Annotated in this window: 17 protein-coding genes; 9 read left to right on the top strand and 8 right to left on the bottom strand. The window is 45.7% G+C overall.

Annotated elements, in window-relative coordinates; translation table 11 throughout:
* Positions 1 to 405 (bottom strand): elongation factor P (locus R7Q47_RS22080; RefSeq protein ID WP_318089380.1); only part of this gene is annotated, 405 nt, incomplete at its 3' end.
* Positions 406 to 437: 32 nt separating this feature from the next.
* On the opposite strand from R7Q47_RS22080, the gene epmB reads away from it, so the two are divergent.
* Together epmB and R7Q47_RS22070 are read left to right on the top strand one after the other, a co-directional pair.
* A complete protein-coding gene (gene epmB / locus R7Q47_RS22075) occupies positions 438 to 1460 on the top strand; it encodes an EF-P beta-lysylation protein EpmB (protein ID WP_318089379.1) in 1023 nt (340 codons plus the stop codon).
* Positions 1461 to 1555: 95 nt separating this feature from the next.
* Entirely contained in the window at positions 1556 to 2053 is a 498-nt protein-coding gene (locus R7Q47_RS22070; RefSeq protein WP_005381504.1) for an MgtC/SapB family protein, read from the top strand.
* A gap of 100 nt (positions 2054 to 2153) precedes the next feature.
* Here R7Q47_RS22070 and R7Q47_RS22065 read toward each other — a convergent pair whose 3' ends face one another.
* The 3 genes from R7Q47_RS22065 to R7Q47_RS22055 all read right to left on the bottom strand — a co-directional run bounded on the left by R7Q47_RS22065 (position 2154) and on the right by R7Q47_RS22055 (position 5045).
* On the bottom strand, positions 2154 to 2717 hold the full coding sequence (locus R7Q47_RS22065; protein ID WP_005381507.1) for a VC2662 family protein: 564 nt from the start codon (positions 2715 to 2717) through the stop codon (positions 2154 to 2156).
* 313 nt (positions 2718 to 3030) lie between these two features.
* Positions 3031 to 4677, bottom strand: coding sequence for a chaperonin GroEL (groL, locus tag R7Q47_RS22060; RefSeq protein ID WP_005381509.1), 1647 nt, complete (start codon positions 4675 to 4677; stop codon positions 3031 to 3033).
* Positions 4678 to 4754: 77 nt separating this feature from the next.
* Positions 4755 to 5045 carry a co-chaperone GroES gene (locus R7Q47_RS22055; protein WP_005381516.1) on the bottom strand — a complete coding sequence of 97 codons (291 nt, stop codon included), beginning with the start codon at positions 5043 to 5045 and terminating at the stop codon, positions 4755 to 4757.
* 240 nt (positions 5046 to 5285) lie between these two features.
* Here R7Q47_RS22055 and R7Q47_RS22050 point away from each other — a divergent pair, with 240 nt between their 5' ends.
* Positions 5286 to 6668: an MATE family efflux transporter gene (locus tag R7Q47_RS22050; protein ID WP_017821828.1), complete on the top strand. Its 1383-nt coding sequence runs from the start codon at positions 5286 to 5288 to the stop codon at positions 6666 to 6668.
* A 90-nt stretch (positions 6669 to 6758) separates the two neighbouring features.
* Here R7Q47_RS22050 and pfkA read toward each other — a convergent pair whose 3' ends face one another.
* The 3 genes from pfkA to R7Q47_RS22035 all read right to left on the bottom strand — a co-directional run bounded on the left by pfkA (position 6759) and on the right by R7Q47_RS22035 (position 9537).
* Positions 6759 to 7721 carry a 6-phosphofructokinase gene (gene pfkA / locus R7Q47_RS22045; RefSeq protein WP_005381521.1) on the bottom strand — a complete coding sequence of 321 codons (963 nt, stop codon included), beginning with the start codon at positions 7719 to 7721 and terminating at the stop codon, positions 6759 to 6761.
* Positions 7722 to 8004: 283 nt separating this feature from the next.
* On the bottom strand, positions 8005 to 8913 hold the full coding sequence (gene fieF, locus R7Q47_RS22040) for a CDF family cation-efflux transporter FieF (protein WP_318089381.1): 909 nt from the start codon (positions 8911 to 8913) through the stop codon (positions 8005 to 8007).
* A 111-nt stretch (positions 8914 to 9024) separates the two neighbouring features.
* Entirely contained in the window at positions 9025 to 9537 is a 513-nt protein-coding gene (locus R7Q47_RS22035; protein WP_130545483.1) for a CpxP family protein, read from the bottom strand.
* Positions 9538 to 9727: 190 nt separating this feature from the next.
* On the opposite strand from R7Q47_RS22035, the gene R7Q47_RS22030 reads away from it, so the two are divergent.
* The 4 genes from R7Q47_RS22030 to trmL all read left to right on the top strand — a co-directional run bounded on the left by R7Q47_RS22030 (position 9728) and on the right by trmL (position 13211).
* Positions 9728 to 10417 carry a response regulator gene (locus tag R7Q47_RS22030; protein ID WP_248487103.1) on the top strand — a complete coding sequence of 230 codons (690 nt, stop codon included), beginning with the start codon at positions 9728 to 9730 and terminating at the stop codon, positions 10415 to 10417.
* Positions 10417 to 11811 carry an envelope stress sensor histidine kinase CpxA gene (gene cpxA, locus R7Q47_RS22025; protein ID WP_170894109.1) on the top strand — a complete coding sequence of 465 codons (1395 nt, stop codon included), beginning with the start codon at positions 10417 to 10419 and terminating at the stop codon, positions 11809 to 11811. Before R7Q47_RS22030 ends, cpxA begins: the two co-directional genes overlap by 1 nt.
* A gap of 174 nt (positions 11812 to 11985) precedes the next feature.
* Complete coding sequence (locus R7Q47_RS22020; RefSeq protein WP_005382382.1) at positions 11986 to 12594, top strand: superoxide dismutase; 609 nt, start codon at positions 11986 to 11988, stop codon at positions 12592 to 12594.
* Positions 12595 to 12731: 137 nt separating this feature from the next.
* Complete coding sequence (gene trmL, locus R7Q47_RS22015; protein ID WP_025768811.1) at positions 12732 to 13211, top strand: tRNA (uridine(34)/cytosine(34)/5-carboxymethylaminomethyluridine(34)-2'-O)-methyltransferase TrmL; 480 nt, start codon at positions 12732 to 12734, stop codon at positions 13209 to 13211.
* Positions 13212 to 13281: 70 nt separating this feature from the next.
* Here the strand turns inward: trmL and R7Q47_RS22010 are convergent, their stop codons facing one another.
* Complete coding sequence (locus R7Q47_RS22010; RefSeq protein ID WP_033907286.1) at positions 13282 to 13800, bottom strand: FxsA family protein; 519 nt, start codon at positions 13798 to 13800, stop codon at positions 13282 to 13284.
* A 431-nt stretch (positions 13801 to 14231) separates the two neighbouring features.
* On the opposite strand from R7Q47_RS22010, the gene aspA reads away from it, so the two are divergent.
* A complete protein-coding gene (aspA, locus tag R7Q47_RS22005) occupies positions 14232 to 15683 on the top strand; it encodes an aspartate ammonia-lyase (RefSeq protein ID WP_005382379.1) in 1452 nt (483 codons plus the stop codon).
* Positions 15684 to 15859: 176 nt separating this feature from the next.
* Positions 15860 to 17167, top strand: coding sequence for an anaerobic C4-dicarboxylate transporter (locus R7Q47_RS22000; protein WP_005382378.1), 1308 nt, complete (start codon positions 15860 to 15862; stop codon positions 17165 to 17167).
* Positions 17168 to 17462 lie beyond the last annotated feature (295 nt).

The raw sequence follows: 17462 nt of genomic DNA, 5'->3' as shown, positions 1-17462 counted from the left end.
AACTTCTAGCTCAACGAAGTTTGGTGGAGTAACAGTAATTGGGTTACCGTTCCAAAGAGTGATCATACAAGTGTTGTTTTCTACCAACCACTTAGCGTTTTCACCTACCGCTTTTGCATCCGCTGCGATCTGTTCAAACGTTTCACTGTTCATAAAGTGGTAGAATTCGCCGTCTGAATATAGATAATCTAGGTCGATATCCATTACGTCTGCCACTTCACAAGTGTCACCAGACTTGAATGTTTTCTCTAGCACTTTACCAGAAAGAAGTTTACGAATTTTAACACGGTTGAACGCTTGGCCTTTACCTGGTTTAACGTATTCGTTTTCCAGAATTACACAAGGCTCGTTATCAAGCATTAACTTAAGACCGCCTTTAAATTCATTGGTGCTAACTGTAGCCATTTTTTCCTCTTACATTCTTAGAGCTAAATTCAATGCCGCACATAATAACCCGAAAAGTCGAATCTGTTGAGCAAAACTGGCTCAAACAGTTGGCGAATGGGATCTCTGATCCTGCAAAATTGCTCGAAATACTGGAAATTGATCCTTCACCGTGGCAAGACGGGTTTGCCGCGCGCAAGCTGTTTGCACAGCGTGTACCGCAAAGTTTTGTCGATAGGATGGAGAAAGGCAACCCTAAAGACCCTCTTTTACGTCAGGTTTTACCACTGAGCGACGAATTTGAGGTGCATCCGGGTTACTCCTATGATCCATTGGAAGAGCAGGACAATGAAGTCCCTGGCCTGCTACACAAGTATCGCAACCGCGCCCTGATGATTGTCAAAGGTGGCTGCGCGGTAAATTGCCGTTACTGTTTTCGTCGTCACTTCCCTTATCAAGAGAACAAAAGCGGGAAACAAGCCTGGACCAAGTGCTTAGAGTACATGGCACAACAACCAGAGTTGAACGAAGTCATCTTCTCAGGTGGTGATCCATTAATGGCAAAAGACGATGAGATTCATTGGCTTTTAGAGCACATTGCTCACATTCCTCACATCAAACGTCTGCGTATTCATAGCCGTTTACCTGTGGTGATTCCTGCTCGAGTCACTGATGAACTATGCCAACTTTTGCAAGCATCAAGGTTACAAATCATCCTCGTCACTCACATCAACCATGCCAACGAAATCAATGACGAATTTGCTGAACAGATGTTCAAGCTCAAAAGAGCGGGCGTTACGCTTCTAAACCAAGGCGTTCTGCTGAAAGGCGTGAATGATTCGGTAGAAGCTCAAGTGGCGTTAAGTGAGGCCTTATTTGACGCGGGTATCTTGCCTTATTACCTCCACGTTCTTGATAAGGTGCAAGGCGCAGCGCACTACTTTATTTCGGACGAAGAAGCGAAAGCTATTATGCGCGGACTCATCACGCGTGTATCGGGTTATCTGGTACCAAAACTCACACGAGAAATTGGTGGCAGGCCAAGTAAAACGCCGTTGGATTTGCATTTAGAATAAGCTCTGACGCTCAATTAAATTTGTCGTCTAGATTGATTATTTTTGTTCGCTTTGCACGGTAAGTCTATGCATACTCCGCACTTTTGGAGGTCAAGATGCATACAGCATTCGAACAAATTTTCGATCTTGGCCCATTCAGTTGGCCTGCCCTACTATGCTGCGCCATTAATGGGCTCATGATCGGTATAGAGCGCCAAACTCGTGGTAAACCGGTTGGCATTCGCACAGCAATATTAATTATTTCAGGCACCTACCTGTTTATGTCGATGGCAGTGTCGTTATCGCCAAATACTCTTGATCAAGCACGAGTGCTTGGTCAGATCATTACTGGCGTCGGCTTCTTAGGCGCTGGCGTTATGATGACACTAGATGGAAAAATCCATGGCGTAACATCCGCGGCTGTAATATGGGTGCTAGCAGGTTTAGGTTTGATGATAGGTTTGGGTTATTTAACGCAGTCGGTGGTTATTACTCTCCTGACATTAACCGTGTTGTTAGGTGTGGATAAAGCAGAAAACCACATCAAAGCATTACGCCGCGGTGTTCATCAAAGAATTCAACAACGCAAAACTTCATCACGATTAATTAAATAGTTAACGATCCGAGAAACTCGCTTCATCCCATCTGTAATTAAAAAGCCCTCGACGAACATCGAGGGCTTTCTGTATATAAAGATTCTGACTTTCTCAGGGATTACTTAGCAAAGTTGATGAGTGGGAAACACTTGAAGAAACCGTTATCCGCACAGTTCAAAAGACCAATTTGCACGCCATCGATTTGATCGGTCATGTTGAAGAAACCAAACTGGAAATTAGACTTCTTAGAGATACTCGCTAAGCCCACATCCGCCATGGTGTAGCCTTCAGAATAGTTCACCGCGCTCCAGTTCAAGCCTTTTACGTTGTTCGTAATGTTAACAGCACCCAAGTTAACACCCGTCGTCTGACCTTGGTTCCAGTTAACTAAGCCTAAAGACGCGCCTTTCATTTCTTGATTTACTTTTGCTGCGCCAAAAAACAGACCGAAGTTCACACCTGTCGTACGATCCGTTTCTGACATACCAAGCAGTGAAAAGTCGACACCTTTAACCTCATTTACCTGCCCATGCAGCACAGCTAAACGAACGCCACCTACTGAAGAATTAGAGGGTGCGTTTGTGTTGTCGATAGTAGAGAACATCACAGGTGTACTGTCGGCAAAAGCAACAGGTGATGCGATAGCGGCTGCAACCGCCAATGACGTCATAAGCTTTTTCATTTTCATCTCCATGATGGGAAGCAACAATTTACAACATAGTGTAATGTTCAGATTTTGCTCTGTCCCCGTTCAAAAAGTGTTAGCAATAGGTCAGATTTAACCATCTGACTCAAAAGAAAAAATATTTCTCTTCGATTTTTTGCTTCTGAAATGGCGCTTTTTACGCTCAAAAATTTCATGATAAGCCACACCAGAACGTCATGTTTCTCAGGTGATACGCATAAAAAAGTCGAGGCATCTGCCTCGACTTTTAAAGGTTTGGTCGGTTATCTTTCCGCTATAAGGTTTCCCTAGAGCGATGAGATAAGCTGGCTTACATCATGCCGCCCATACCGCCCATGCCACCCATGCCGCCCATGTCAGGCATCGCTGGCGCGTCTTTTTGCGGTAGGTCAGTAACCATCGCTTCAGTTGTGATCATCAGACCTGCAACCGATGCTGCGAATTGTAGTGCAGAACGAGTAACTTTAGTTGGATCTAGGATACCCATTTCTAGCATGTCGCCGTATTCGCCTGTTGCCGCGTTGTAGCCGTAGCTACCTTCACCCGCTTTCACGTTGTTCGCAACAACTGAGTCTTCCTCACCAGCGTTCTTCGTGATTTGACGGATTGGCGCTTCCATTGCACGTAGTGCAACGCGGATACCAACGTTTTGTTCTTCGTTGTCACCCGTTAGGTGAGCAATCTTAGATGCCGCACGGATAAGTGCAACACCACCACCAGCAACAACACCTTCTTCAACCGCTGCGCGAGTTGCGGCTAGCGCATCTTCTACACGGTCTTTCTTCTCTTTCATTTCAACTTCGGTCGCTGCACCGACTTTGATTACTGCAACACCGCCAGCTAGTTTAGCAACGCGCTCTTGTAGTTTCTCTTTGTCGTAGTCTGAAGTTGCGTCTTCGATTTGTTGACGAATCTGAGCAACACGGCCAGAGATCATCTCTTCTTCACCGATACCATCGATGATAGTCGTGTTTTCCTTCGTGATAGAAACACGCTTCGCTTGACCTAGATCTTCTAGTGCAACTTTTTCTAGCTCTAGACCGATCTCTTCAGAAATCACAGTACCGCCAGTTAGGATAGCGATGTCTTGTAGCATTGCTTTACGGCGGTCACCGAAGCCAGGTGCTTTCACAGCTGCAACTTTTACGATGCCACGCATGTTGTTCACAACCAATGTTGCTAGCGCTTCGCCTTCTACATCTTCTGCAATGATAAGCAGTGGACGAGATGCTTTCGCGACAGCTTCTAGCGTTGGAAGAAGCTCACGAATGTTTGAGATCTTCTTGTCTACTAGAAGAATGAATGGGTTTTCTAGATCAACACTGCCTGATTCTTGGTTGTTGATGAAGTAAGGAGACAGGTAACCGCGGTCGAACTGCATACCTTCTACTACGTCTAACTCGTCTTGTAGCGCCTGACCTTCTTCAACCGTGATAACGCCATCACGACCCACACGCTCCATTGCTTCTGCAATGATATTACCTACGCTTGCGTCTGAGTTTGCAGAGATAGTACCAACCTGCGCGATCGCTTTTGTGTCGTTACATTCAACAGAAAGCTCTTTTAGTTGCTCAACTGCCGCGGCAACAGCTTTGTCGATACCACGCTTAAGATCCATTGGGTTCATGCCCGCTGCGACTGCTTTTAGACCTTCGTTAACGATAGATTGCGCTAGTACCGTTGCTGTTGTTGTGCCGTCACCCGCTGCGTCGTTTGCTTTAGACGCAACTTCTTTAACCATTTGTGCGCCCATGTTCTGGAACTTATCTTCCAGCTCGATTTCACGCGCTACTGATACACCATCTTTAGTGATAGTTGGTGCACCAAAAGATTTGTCTAGAACGACATTACGTCCTTTAGGACCCAGTGTTACTTTTACTGCGTCAGCCAGAACGTTTACACCTTCCAGCATTTTAACTCGTGCGTCATTACCAAATTTAACGTCTTTAGCAGCCATCTTTGATTTCCTTTCTAAAATTCTTTGTGTGTAATTTCGTAATTGAATCTGAGCAAAAAATTACTCAATGATTGCTATTATTCAACGATCGCCATGATGTCGTTTTCAGACATGACAAGCACTTCTTTACCGTCGATTTTTTCAGTTTTTGTACCGTAACCTTCAGCGAAGATAACGGTATCACCGACTTTAACGTCTAGTGGCAGTACGGTGCCGTTTTCTAGGATGCGGCCTTTACCCACAGCTAGAACAACACCGCGAGTCGATTTTTCTGCAGCAGAACCAGTCAGAACGATGCCACCAGCAGACTTAGATTCAACTTCTTTACGTTCAACGATAACTCGGTCATGTAATGGACGAATGTTCATCGGTCGTCTCTCCTGAAAATTTCCATGTTTATTTGATAATTGTCCTTAGGGACTGTAGCCCCAGACACGTGATCCCTATATAAGGGGTCGAAGCAGCGATCCCAAGGGGGTGGCACAAAATTTTTGTGACTTAGTTAAAATAACGAACAACTAGGCAACGGTTTGCGTTAGAAATGCTCACTCGCTCGGCATCTCGCTTTCTTGTATCCTTGCAGTTTGCTCACCAGATAGTTGTCACACATGCAGGAAAATAACAAGCTGGAACCCCAAGCGACCGATAAGCATGGTTTGTTGACCGCACCCATTCCTGAAACGCTGCGGAAAATGACCGTACCCATGACCATGGGCATGATCGCAATTTTGATGTTTAACTTGGTGGACACGTTTTTTATCTCGTTGCTTGGCACTCAAGCGCTAGCAGCTATCAGCTATACCTTCCCTGTCACCTTTGCGGTTAACTGCATTACGATGGGGATTGGGATGGGACTATCGACCAATATTGGTCGCTTGCTTGGGCAAGGTCATGCACCACAAGCTGCTCGGTTCACCACCCACGGTTTGTTGTTAGCCGTGTTACTTGTGGCTATCGCGTCTTCTATTGGCTTTACCACCATTGCGCCATTGTTTCGTTTTCTTGGTGCGTCTGATGATCTCATCCCTCTTATTGAGCAATATATGCAGGTCTGGTATCTCACCATTCCTCTGCTAGTGATCCCAATGGCGGGCAACAGTGCTATCCGAGCTACTGGCGACACAAAGACACCAGCAAAAGTCATGATGTTGGCTGGTTTGATTAATGGCATGCTCGATCCATTGTTGATTTTCGGTTATGGCCCTTTTCCGGAACTTGGCATTCAAGGCGCAGCCATAGCAAGTGCCTTTAGCTGGTTAGGTGCTTTGTGTGGCTCATTCTATGTGCTAATTAAACGGGAAAAATTGCTTGCTCAACCCCAATGGGCTTTGCTGAAACAAGACTGGCAACAGACACTAAAAATTGGTACCCCTGCAGCGCTATCAAACGCGATGAATCCGTTGTCCGGTGCCATTCTGATGATGCTGTTATCCAACCACGGTACAGCGGCGGTTGCTGCTTACGGCGCAGCGCAGCGTATTGAGTCTATATTGATTTTAGTATTGATGTCGCTGACCTCTGCCCTCACACCGTTTATGGCACAAAATTTAGGAGCCAAACAACCGCAACGAGCCTTTTCCGGTTTATTTATTAGCATGCGTTTTGCAGTGGTATTCCAAGGGTTTATCTTCTTGATGATGGTGCCACTGAGCATTCCTCTGGCTGCGCTGTTTTCTCAGGAAGATGCGGTGAAAAACCTGCTTTGGCATTATTTACTGGTGGTGCCATTTAGTTATGGCTTCCAAGGCATCGTAATGATGTTAGTCAGTGGTTTGAATGCGATGCACAAGCCATTGCGTGCATTCCAGTGGAGCTTTATGCGGCTGTTCATTTTTACCTTGCCATCGGCGTGGATCGGGAGCCAAATCTACAGCATTGAAGGCTTGTTTATCGGTATCGCGGTTGGGAATACGTTGGGTGGGCTACTGGGCTACTTGTTTGCGCTGCGCGAGCGAAAATTAACGCTCATAGAGCAGAGCAGCGTGTCTTAACACTCGTCTATCACTAGTTTCTTTTTGTTGATTCTCAAATACAAAAAAACCGCGGAAAGCCGCGGTTTTGTTTATCTATTTCAAGCTTGCTTAGAACAGTTCTTCAGCAACTTTGTATAGATCGTTGCGTACTGGACGCTTCATGTTTTCGATTGCGTCGATGATATCGTGGTGAACAAGTTGCTCTTTCACGATACCTACACAACGACCACCATGACCTTCGATCAATAGGTGAACAGCGTAGTTACCCATACGAGATGCTAGTACGCGGTCAAATGCAGTTGGACGACCACCACGTTGGATGTGACCAAGTACTGTTGCACGAGTTTCACGACCTGTCGCGGCTTCGATGTCACGTGCTAGTTCATTAGCATCCATCATTAGCTCAGTAAGCGCGATGATCGCGTGTTTCTTACCTTTAGCGATACCATCTTGGATGTTGCTGATCAGCTTGTCTTTGTCTAGACCAGTTTCCGGAGTGATGATGTATTCACAACCGCCCGCAATTGCAGACATCAGAGTCAAATCACCACAGTGACGGCCCATGATTTCTACAATTGAAATGCGTTGGTGAGATGAAGAAGTATCACGTAGACGGTCGATTGCATCGATAACGGTGTTTAGTGCACTTAGGTAGCCCACAGTGTAATCCGTACCTGCGATATCGTTGTCGATTGTGCCCGGAAGACCGATACATGGGTAACCCATTTCAGTCAGTTTCTTCGCACCCATGTACGAACCATCACCACCGATTACCACTAGTGCATCGATACCATGTTTTTTCAGGTTCTCAATCGCTTTTTCACGAACTTCCACTTGTTTAAATTCAGGGAAACGTGCAGAACCTAGGAACGTACCACCTTTGTTGATCACATCTGAAACGCTAGAACGATCTAGCTTCTCGATGCGGCCTTCGTATAGGCCTAGGTAGCCGTCGTACACACCGAATACTTCCAATCCTTCGGATAGTGCTGTACGTACTACGCCGCGTATCGCAGCGTTCATACCAGGTGCGTCACCGCCACTTGTTAAAACACCGATCTTCTTAATCATGCTCACCCTCGATCTTTGGCAATCAATTATTTAATTTTCTTTTAGGCCCCTTGTTACCAAGCAACCTGCATAATCCAGAACTGTGCGTTATGTTACATTTCCTCTACAGGATTACCAATGAAAACGCACTTTTTTATGTAACTTTTCTACTTATGTAAGAGTATTACAGTTTCTCTATGAAACTTTGTTGATTCATATCAGGATCACGAATCTTAATAAGTATTGATGGAAAGATAGTCAATAAGTACCTGTTTGTCGTCGGGCACTGATGGATTTTTCAAGCCTACCAATCTTGTGCTTTCTGCTCTTTCTCTGGTCCGAAAACGACAGACAATGGATCTTGATGGATCAGTACGTCCGCATCAGGAAACAGAGCCAATAAATTATCTTCCACTTTATCAGCGATGTAATGCGCCTCAATTAATCGTAAGTTATCGTCTAGCTCTAAATGCAACTGTATAAAGCGCGTCGGTCCTGACATTCGCGTGCGTAACTGATGCACGCCCAATACCCCTTTTACGCTCAAACAAGCTTGGTTAATTTGCTCAAGCTCTTCATCGGGCAACTTTCTATCAAGTAAGGTTTGAATCGCTTCGCTGACCATTTTGAAAGCGCTATAAAGAATGAAGACACCAATACCAATCGCAAACACAGCATCCGCTTGAGTCACTCCAAAATAACTGAGCCCCAGAGCCACCATGATCGCAACATTCATATACAAGTCAGTCTGATAATGCAGAGAATCCGCCGCTATTGCTTGGCTCCCCGTCACGCGAACCACATGTTTTTGGAACATCACCAAGCCAAGTGTGACCACAATCGCAAACAGCGATACATACACACCTAACTCCGGTGCGTGTAAAGCATGTGGGCGGAAAAATCGGTCAATCCCGTTAAGAATCAAAAATACTGCCGAGCCCGAAATAAACATTGCTTGGGCTAGGGCCGCTAAGGACTCAGCTTTACCATGTCCAAACGTATGTTCGCGGTCTGCCGGTTGTAAGGCGTAACGAACCACCACAAGATTCACAACCGAAGCCGCGATATCTAACATGGAGTCAATCAATGACGCCAATAAGCTCACTGAGCCGGTTACCCACCACGTGATGACTTTTACTATCAGAAGAAGCGTCGCCACAATGGTTGCAGTCCAAGCGGCGGTCGTAACTAAACGTGCGTATTGCTGTTTCATAATCAAAGAGTTAACTAAAACCATACGTTGAGTATATTGAATGACCATGAAATAACCAGATCAAAAAGAGGCAACCAATGGCTGCCTCTTTATATAACATCAATTCATGACTTAATTATTGCGCGACTTTTCCATGCGCTTGTGCATTCTGTCGCCACACTCTTGCATACGTTCATTTTGTAGCTCAACAAATTTCGCTTTCTGCTCAGGTGTTAATACGCTAAGCATTTGGTGCTTTCTTTCTAGCATTTGCACGCGACGTTCCGTTTGGCGCTCAACCATCTCTTTTGCTAATTCGCTAGCTTGAGCTTCATCAAAATTATCCGCCAGCAAAAGCGATTGCACTTTTGCGTGATGCGCTTGACGCTCAGCCATACGTGCTTCTTTGCCATCAGCGAATTTTGCTTTCATTTCTGCTTTGTTTGCTTCACGCATTTTTTTTAGCTGATCTTTTTGTGCATCAGTCAGGTCTAGTTGACGCATGACACCTCGGTCCATACCCATGCCGCATTCGTCACGAGGACCTTTATGATGGTTTTTACCACCGTAAGCGAATGCGCTTGCGGCGCCAAGAGTAAGAGGTAGAACAACAGCAGCTAACACAAGTTTTTTTGCAGACTTCATAATATGATTCCTTACACAGGTGAGTGGTTCTTCTGAGCTGTTCTCACAGCGCTTGAGTATAGAATACGACCCGCTAGGTAAAGCGACGTATAGGGAGCGTAAAGAATCGTAAAGAGTGATTTTTCTCCTCTTCGTTGCGCATCATTCCAATGTAATATTAGGCTATCGGTAACTTACTATAGGTGCCCCCATGGCAAACATTCTTTTAATCGATGACGATATCGAGCTAACCAGCTTATTAAAAGAAGTACTCAGTTTCGAAGGGTTTGACGTCAGCGAAGCAAATGACGGTGAAGCCGGCTTAGCCGCGATCAATGATAAGATTGATTTGATTTTGTTGGATGTCATGATGCCAAAACTCAATGGCATGGAAACGCTGAAACGCTTACGTGAAAATTGGGAAACTCCCGTCTTGATGCTGACCGCTAAAGGGGAAGAAATTGATCGCGTGATCGGCTTGGAACTGGGCGCGGATGATTATTTACCAAAACCTTTTAGTGACCGAGAGCTGTTAGCGCGTATCCGCGCGATTTTACGCCGCACTAGCAGCACACAAAAAAATACCAAAAACAGCGATTGCATTGAGTATCAAGAAATCCGCCTCTATCCCGGTAAGCAAGAAGCGTACTGTGAGCAACAGCTACTCGATCTCACGGCAACCGAGTTTGCGCTACTCACCCACTTCGCACAAAACCCAGGACAAGTGCTGACCAAAGAGACACTGAGCTTAGATGTGCTTGGTAAACGACTCGCTGCTTTTGATCGCGCTATCGATATGCATGTCTCGAACTTACGTAAAAAATTACCAGATCAAAGCAATGGCAAGCCGCGAATTAAAACCCTGCGTGGTCGTGGCTACATGCTGCTTGAGGAGGATTAATGCGCCTATCACGCATCAAACTGCCAAACATCAATAGCCTGTATGGACGCATCTTTGCCATTTTTTGGTTCACCATGTTATTAGTATTGATAGCCGTGCTATCACTGCCACATTTGGACCCACGCAAAGCTCGCGATATTCCAGAAGAACACTACAAACGTATGGTAGAAACGCGTGACTCAATCCAACAAAAATACAGCCAGCAAACTGATTTAGGCCGCATACTTTTTCGTATCGAGGGCAACCGCCACGGCAAGCACGACCCTCGCCCACGAGTGTTTTTTTCTGACTACAGCGGTAATGTTCTTACGACAGAAAAACGCAGCAATTTTCAATTGCGTGCCATGCAAAACTTTGTCACCAGTATCGAAGATTACAATAATCCAAAGCAGAAGCTGTATGGTCGATACATGATTGCGGGCCCAATTCCTATCACTTTGGCAGATTCCGATATCTTGATGTACGTGGGCTTCAAGTGGAATGAGCCACCACCTCTACTCCTGCGTCTGTTTGATCACCCATTCCAGCTCTTGCTTGCGGTCATGTTGGTTAGTACACCATTGCTGTTATGGCTTGCTTGGGCTTTGAGTCAGCCTGCACGTCGTCTTGAAGCCGCTGCTCAACGTGTGGCGAAAGGTGAATTTGTCACAGACCCAAATTTAGAAAAAGGCACGGCGGAGTTTCGTCAAGCAGGTAGCAGCTTCAACCAGATGGTCGAAGCGGTTAATCAAATGATTTCAGGACAACAACGTTTGCTATCCGATATCTCTCACGAGCTGCGCTCACCTTTAACTCGTCTGCGCATGGCAAGCGCATTAGCGACGCGTAAACAAGGCGAAAGCCCAGAACTGACTCGTATCGATACCGAAGCGCAGCGCTTGGAACAGATGATCAGCGAACTATTAGAGCTTTCTCGCATGCAGGCGAACAGTCATATGACTCGCGAAACACAGCCACTAGAAAGTTTATGGGAAGAAATCATTAAAGATGCGCAGTTTGAAGCAGAGCAAATGGGCAAACAGCTACACTATTCAGAATTACCTAAGCGCAATATTTCCGGTAACCCTAAACTACTGATGAGTGCGGTGGAAAATATCGTTCGTAACGCCATTTACTACGGAAAAGATGAGGTACAAATCGACATCAAAGCCGATGACGATACGCTTCGTATCACGGTTGACGATAATGGAGAAGGTGTACCAGAAGAGGAACTGGCCGCGATTTTTCGCCCGTTCTATCGCGTTTCCACGGCACGCGATCGCCACTCTGGCGGCACAGGTCTCGGCCTAACCATTACCGAAAGTGCCATTCGCCAGCACAGTGGCACGATCGCAGCCAGCCGAAGTCCTTTAGGCGGATTGCGTATGAGTATCACCTTACCGATCAATTGTTAGTCTCAATTTGATGAACTAACAATAATTCGCACCATATTTCTAGAGTGAGTGATTCACAGCCCCACCCTCACTTTAGAAATTGGCGAGGCTTCTTAGAATACCCTTACAAAGATCAAAGTTGATAATAATTATCGTTAGCATTAAAGTAAATTTTCCAGTTAAGGAGGATTTACTATGTCACATACATTTCCCGCTCTGCCTTACCCGTACGATTCACTAGAGCCGTACATCGACGCGAAAACCATGGAAGTGCATTACAGCAAACACCACAAGACGTACTTTGATAAGTTTGTAAATGCCGTTGAAGGGAGCGAGCTCGAAACTCAGTCATTAGACGAGATCTTTGACAATATCTCTAAGCTCAGTCCAGCAGTACGTAATAATGGTGGCGGCTATTACAACCACATCATTTATTGGAATTGCATGTCACCAAACGGTGGCGGAGAGCCTCAAGGCGCGCTTGCTCAAGCAATTAACGATAAATTTGGTAGCTTTGCGCAATTTAAAGAGGCGTTTGCCCAAGCAGCCATCAATACCTTTGGGTCTGGCTTTGCATGGCTGATCGTAAAAGATGGTGAGATTCACATTACGTCCACCAGCAATCAAGATAACCCTCTGATGGACGTAGTGGATGTGCGCGGTGAACCAATCCTCGCATTAGACGTGTGGGAGCACGCGTATTACATCAGCTACCAAAACCGTCGCCCAGAATATATTGATGCGTGGTGGAACGTCGTCAACTGGCGAGCAGTTGAAGAAAACTATGCTCACGCTCTCTTATAAAGAGCATCGCTACTTACGGTATTAACATCCGCGCTAATGCCTGCTTTCATACCCAGGTCAATCTTGCTTGAATCTCGCATATTTCGGTGACTTGGGTATATACTGCCCCTCTCTTTGACCAACTCTATTTCAATACCATGTTTGATATCGCTTTATACGAACCAGAAATCGCGCCGAACACCGGCAACATCATTCGACTATGCGCCAACTGCGGTGCAAACCTTCACTTAATTGAACCTCTGGGTTTCGATCTTGAAGAGAAAAAAGTCCGCCGCGCTGGTTTGGATTACCATGATTTAGCTCGCGTAACGCGTCATAAAAACTATCAAGCGTTCTTAGAATATTTAGAGAAAGAGAAGCAAGGTAACTACCGATTGTTTGCCTGCACCACCAAAACCACAGGTCACCACGTTGATGCACAATACCAAACGGGTGATGTTTTGATGTTTGGTCCAGAAACTCGTGGTTTGCCTGCTGAAATCATCGATAGCTTGCCAATGGAGCAGCGTATTCGCATTCCAATGATGCCAGATGCGCGCAGCCTAAACCTTTCGAATGCCGTTGCGATCATTGCTTTTGAAGCATGGCGTCAAATGGGCTTTGAAGGCGCATTGTAAGCAGCACGAATTCCAAATACAGAAAAGGGCGCTTGGTGCGCCCTTTTGTTTTCTTTACTGACTAACTCAATCAGTTGAGCTTGTTGCGATCATCATCGTCTTTACGCTCGTATTCCCCTTCGAAGGTATTGCCATTATCTGACTGGGAATCAAATGGGTCACGACGGAACGGGTCTTGCTCAAATGGCCCCTGGTTAGAGAAACCACCTTGGAAGCCACCGCCATGCATGGTTTTCACCACCATTTTGCTCATCAAGTATTTAGCTATCGCGGCGCGTGGCGCAGGAAGCAACACCAACATACCAAGGGCATCGGTCATAAAGCCTGGGGTTAACAGTAGCACGCCAGCCACCGCAAGCATTACGCCTTCAAAAATTTGCTGGGCTGGAATTTCACCTTGTTCAAGACGCCCCTGTACTGACATCAGTGTTTGGATACCTTGGCTACGAACCAACGATGCACCGACAAATGCCGTGATTAAGACTAGTGCAATGGTCGGCCATAAACCTAAAAAGCCGCCCACCTGAATAAATAAGCCGATTTCAATGATCGGAACAAAAATAAACGCTAATAATAAGATAGGAAACACACGCCCTCCTTTGTTTAATTCAGTGTAATGGTAAAAGCAGACTAAGCTCAAACGAATCGTTGTAAAAAAGCGTGTTCATACTGGTCTCCTTCTCTTTTAGGCAAAGTAGCAGGAGCACGTTTCATTCAATTGCATACCGATTTTTTCGTGCTTTTAAAGTGCTAATTTCGAACTCTAAAAACTCATGTTTGTCGAGGAAAATCGAGTACCTATAAAGGGTTATTAATAACCCGTTCATACTTTGCAAATTATTGACTCATGAAAAATGAAAAAGGTGATCTAGTTACTATTTTTATGCGCTAGGTGCAGTATCATGTGCCACATAAGTCAGGACGGATTTTCCAGCCAAAAATTCTGATGAATGGATTCTAGATTGCAGAAATGGCTAATAAATAACTTTATTATCAGAATTATCATCTAAGGATCCTGCTATGGCTACCCTATCTGATGCTCCAAAAACAGCAAACCCAGCCACTCGTATTGAAGAAGATCTATTAGGTCAACGTCATGTCCCTGCAGATGCGTACTACGGTATTCATACGCTACGTGCGATCGAGAACTTCAACATCTCTAATATGACCATCTCTGACGTACCAGAATTTGTACGCGGCATGGTAATGACCAAAAAAGCAGCCGCGTTAGCAAACAAAGAACTTGGCGCTATTCCAAAAGACGTTGCAAACTACATCATCGAAGCGTGTGATTTGATCCTAGAAACTGGCAAGTGCATGGATCAGTTCCCATCAGACGTATTCCAAGGCGGTGCAGGCACTTCAGTTAACATGAACACGAACGAAGTGATCGCAAACGTTGCGCTTGAGTTGATGGGTAAAGAGAAAGGCCAATACGAATTTGTTAATCCAAATGACCATGTAAACAAGAGCCAATCAACCAACTGTGCGTACCCAACAGGTTTCCGTATTGCGGTATACAACAGCGTACACAAGCTAATGGAAGCAATTGAGTACCTAAAAGGCGCATTCGAACTTAAAGCCGTTGAGTTTAAAGATGTACTGAAAATGGGCCGTACTCAGCTTCAAGACGCAGTACCAATGACAGTAGGTCAAGAGTTCCATGCATGGGCGGTAACACTAAACGAAGAGATTCGTGCTCTAGATTACACATCTAAACTCCTCCTAGAAATCAACCTAGGCGCAACCGCAATCGGTACTGGTCTAAATACACCAACTGGCTACCAAGCGCTTGCAGTAAAACACCTAGCGGAAGTAACAGGCCTTGACGTTGTTGCAGCAGAAGACCTTATCGAAGCAACGTCTGACTGTGGTGCATACGTAATGACTCACGGCGCGCTAAAACGCCTAGCAGTGAAACTATCGAAGATCTGTAACGACCTTCGTCTACTTTCTTCTGGTCCTCGTGCGGGTCTAAATGAATTGAACCTACCTGAAATGCAAGCAGGCTCTTCAATCATGCCAGCTAAAGTAAACCCAGTTATCCCAGAAGTAGTAAACCAAGTTTGCTTCAAAGTTCTCGGTAACGACAACACGGTTTCTTTCGCAGCAGAAGGCGGTCAGCTACAGCTAAACGTTATGGAACCTGTGATCGCACAAAGTGTGTTTGAGTCTATCTCTCTACTACACAACGCGTGTGTGAACCTACGTGATAAATGTATCGACGGCATCACTGTGAACAAAGAAGTTTGCGAAAACTACGTTTACAACTCTATCGGTATCGTCACTTACCTAAACCCATACATCGGCCACCACGAAGGTGACATCGTAGGTAAGATTTGTGCAGAAACTGGTAAGAGTGTTCGTGAAGTCGTGCTAGAGCGCGGTCTGCTTACAGCAGAGGAGCTTGATGAAATCTTGTCAGTAGAAAACTTCATGCATCCTACTTACAAAGCAAAACGTTACGAGTAATAACGAATCCGAAGGGGGCCACTCAGGCCCCTTTTTTAGGCTCTCATACGGTTAACCACATTTTTTATATGCTTTTATTGCCGCTAAACCACTAGGTTCTCATTCTCTGAGCATTTACTCCTGTTCCTGAGTGTTCAAAAAATCAGAATCAAATAAAAAACTAAAGAGGTATCAATATGGTCATGGTCGAACTCTTCGTGGTTCTGCTCTTCATCTATTTGGGGGCAAGAATCGGTGGTATCGGCATTGGTTTTGCCGGTGGTGCTGGGGTCATTGCGTTGTCTTTGATCTTGGGCGTACCAACAAGCCAAGCTTACATTCCCGTTGACGTAATTTTGATCATCATGTCTGTAATCACCGCTATCGCAGCAATGCAAGTAGCTGGTGGTTTAGACTGGATGGTGCAAGTTGCTGAAAACTTTTTGCGCAAGCATCCTGAGCGCATCACCTTTTATGCGCCTATCGTAACTTACCTAATGACATTAATGGCGGGTACTGGCCACACGGCATTCTCTACTTTGCCAGTGATTGCAGAAGTAGCGAAAGGCCAAGGCGTGCGCCCTTCTCGTCCACTGTCTATCGCGGTCGTAGCATCGCAAATCGCTATCACCGCATCACCAATCTCAGCGGCTGTTGTAGCGTTCGCGGCAATGCTGCACCCATTTGGCGTTGACTACCTAACACTACTAGCAATCTGTATCCCAACGACGTTCATCGCGTGCATGATCGGTGCGTTCGTGGCGAACTTCATGGGCTGTGAGCTAAAAGACGATGCTGAATACCAAGAGCGTCTAGAAAAAGGCTTAATCAAGCTAAATACAGAAGCAAAACGCGAAATCCTACCAACAGCGAAGAAAGCAACCTTCATCTTCCTAGGCGCAATCGCATTTGTCGTGTGTTACGCAGCAGCAATTTCTGGCTCTGTGGGTCTTATCGAGAACCCTGCTCTAGGCCGTAACGAAGCTATCATGACGGTAATGCTAGCAGCTGCGGCAGCTATCGTAATGAGCTGTAAAATCGATGCTGGCAAAATCCCAGCCGCAGCAACATTCCGCTCTGGTATGACAGCGTGTGTGTGTGTTCTTGGTGTGGCATGGCTAGGTTCTACGTTCGTTAACGCGCACGTTGACGGCATCAAAGAAGTTGCGGGTGCACTACTAGCAGACTACCCATGGATGCTAGCACTTGTTCTATTCTTCGCTTCAATGCTGCTTTACTCTCAAGGTGCAACCACTGTTGCGCTGATGCCAGCAGCACTAGCAATCGGTGTCGCACCACTTACCGCAGTTGCATCTTTCGCAGCAGTAAGTGCGCTATTCGTGCTGCCAACTTACCCAACGCTACTTGCCGCGGTTGAGATGGACGACACGGGTTCAACTCGTATCGGTAAGTACGTATTCAACCACCCATTCTTTGTACCTGGTGTGGTAACCATCGCTTCTGCGGTAGCACTTGGCTTCGCATTCGGTGGTCTACTGATCTAGTAGAAACAGAGTCTTACTCGGGGAGCTTCGGCTCCCTTTTTTATTGCCTGTTGTCTTGATTTATGCTCAATAAATCTTCATTTTCATGAAACTTATTGACTCGCCTCCGGGTCTGATTGAGTTACACTAACGGCAATTATCTAAGATGAATTGACTCTTTTATGCGCGCATTACTTTCCGTTTTACTCTTAGGGCTCATTACCTTTTCCACTCCGTCTTTAGCTTTATTTGGCAAAGACCAGTTTAACAGTAGCCAGAACAACAGTTTTGGTAGCAGCAGCGACAGCTTTGTTCC

The sequence above is a fragment of the Vibrio sp. Vb0349 genome (assembly GCF_033338975.1).
This window is presented reverse-complemented; position numbering and strand designations above follow the sequence as displayed.